Source organism: Mesorhizobium sp. M0870, assembly GCF_040319775.1.
GTDB lineage: Bacteria > Pseudomonadota > Alphaproteobacteria > Rhizobiales > Rhizobiaceae > Mesorhizobium.
In genome coordinates, this window is sequence record NZ_JAMYOI010000074.1 from 1 (window position 1) to 2159 (window position 2159).

Annotated in this window: 3 protein-coding genes; 2 read left to right on the forward strand and 1 reads right to left on the reverse strand. The window is 60.5% G+C overall.

What is annotated here, in order from left to right:
• Nucleotides 1-306 carry an oligopeptide/dipeptide ABC transporter ATP-binding protein gene (locus NKH97_RS33160; protein ID WP_352760106.1) on the forward strand — a complete coding sequence of 102 codons (306 nt, stop codon included), beginning with the start codon at nucleotides 1-3 and terminating at the stop codon, nucleotides 304-306.
• Nucleotides 303-1319: an ABC transporter ATP-binding protein gene (locus NKH97_RS33165; RefSeq protein ID WP_127291993.1), complete on the forward strand. Its 1017-nt coding sequence runs from the start codon at nucleotides 303-305 to the stop codon at nucleotides 1317-1319. Before NKH97_RS33160 ends, NKH97_RS33165 begins: the two co-directional genes overlap by 4 nt.
• A gap of 157 nt (nucleotides 1320-1476) precedes the next feature.
• Here NKH97_RS33165 and NKH97_RS33170 read toward each other — a convergent pair whose 3' ends face one another.
• Nucleotides 1477-2124, reverse strand: a complete 648-nt coding sequence (locus NKH97_RS33170; RefSeq protein ID WP_023809583.1) for a hypothetical protein — start codon at nucleotides 2122-2124, stop codon at nucleotides 1477-1479.
• Between the last annotated feature and the right edge of the window lie 35 nt (nucleotides 2125-2159).

Here is a 2159-nt window from a genome sequence, read left to right on the forward strand (position 1 = left end):
ATGTATGCGGCTCGGGCCGCCGAACGAGGTCCCGTGGACAAGGTCCTCGTTACCCCACGCCATCCGTACACGAGAGGGCTGATCAACGCGATCCCACGGCGGGAAGACCCGATCGGTTCGGAGTTTCGCGGTCTTCCCGGGATACCGCCAACGCTGGGCGCGCCATTCAAAGGCTGTGCCTTTGCCCCGCGCTGCGAGCTCGCAATTCCCGCATGCACCGCAAGCCGCCCTCCACTTGCGCGGTCGGTCGACAGCGCTGTTGTCGTGGCCTGCGCGGTTGTCAACCAAAGGAAGGCAGCAGCATGACGCACGGTCCTGTTCTGAAAGTCGAAAACCTGCAGACGCGCTTCAAAAGCGTTCAGCGAGGCAAGTTCATCCATGCCGTCGACGACGTCTCGATCGAGCTCTATCCGGGCGAGATCGTCGGTCTGGTAGGCGAGTCCGGTTGCGGAAAGTCGACGCTGGGCCGCACCATTGTGGGTCTCGAAAAGGCAAGCGCGGGACGAGTCCTGCTTGATGGAGTGGACCTCACCACACTCTCCGGTGCAGCACTGCGCGAAAGCCGCAGGGCGCTCCAATACGTGTTTCAGGATCCATATTCGTCCCTGAACGACAGACAGACGGTCGGTGAGACGATCGATGAAGCGTTGCTGATCAGCGGGTTGAAATCACAATCCGACCGCAACCATCGTACCAAGGCGCTCCTGGATCAGGTCGGACTGGCGGACGCTTTGAAGGATCGGCACACGCGGGAACTGTCCGGAGGGCAGCGCCAGCGCGTTGCGATTGCCCGATCCCTCGCCGTGAATCCAAGAGTGCTGATCTGCGATGAACCAGTTAGCGCACTGGATTTGTCCATCCGAGCCCAAGTGATGAACCTTTTCCTGCACCTGCAGAAAGATTTTGGGGTGGCGTGCCTGTTCATTGCCCACGACCTTGCGTTGGTCAGGCAGGCTGCATCGCGCGTCTACGTGATGTACCTCGGCAAGATCGTGGAGCACGGGCCATCGCAGGAACTCTACGATCACCCAGGCCATCCCTATTCGCAGATGTTGCTGGCCTCGACACCGGAGGTGGATCCGATCGCCGAAAAGCAGCGCAGGGTTCCGGTCATGATCGGGGAGGTGCCGAGCCCTACGAATCCACCATCCGGCTGCAGGTTCCGGACTCGCTGCCCCTTGGTGGTCGAAGAATGCAAACAACAGATGCCACCGGCCTTGAAGCTATCTCCTGGGCACAGTTCGGCTTGCGTGTTTGCCAAGGATCTCCATCGCGGCAAACGTTCGGCGCTGATTTCGCCAACAGCCAATGCGGCATGACACGTTGACACAGCCTAGCGGCGCACCAATTCACCACGCCGCCGCCTACCTCGACACGAATGCTCACGGGACGGTGGTGCGCCAAACAGTGAGGTCGTGGCAATGAACAGCGCGTCACTCCGGCGCCAAACGGCGCCGGATAAAATTGACGTATCGTTCACATCATCCGTTTGATGTCGGTGTAGGCACCGTTCGTCTTCAGCGTCACGGTGACGTCGGCATCGGTGCGGTTACGCCAGAACCAACCGTGATTGCCGTCAAACGCTGCCTCAAGTACGCCCTCGTCCTCTGCAGCCCCGCGGCCCTTCTCGTATGAAATGTTTTCGCCGCCGCCGTCACCATGGGTGTCGAAGTTCACCGCCGCGCCATTGGCCGTCCAAGAGTATTGTGCCTGTGCGCCCTTGGCCATGACGAGCTTGATCTCAGCTCCTTCGCCGGGCTTCAGGGTGACCGACATTTCGTCTGTCCGGAGTTCCTGGGCAGAGGCGGAACCCATCACCAGTTCAGCGAAGACGCGCTCCAGAAGACTCGACTGCTGATCTCGGGCTGGCACGGCGATCGGAGTGCCGTTTTGCAGTTCGCGAAGGCGGTCCTGCTCGGCCTCTTCGGCCAGTTGTGTCTTGATCTCGCCCATCTCGGTGAGCTCGAGCGCTCGCCCAACGCCGGTGGGATCGATGGCGTATTCGGCCGGCAGCACGATGGTCACAAGGATGGCAGCTGCCGCGAGAATTGCGATGACGGTAGAGCGAAGGAGTTGCATGGATGTCGGCAGCTCGGCGCGGGTCGGGATGTCGGTATTGTACATAGGAGAATTCCTTTTTTGGGATCTTTACTTGGAGG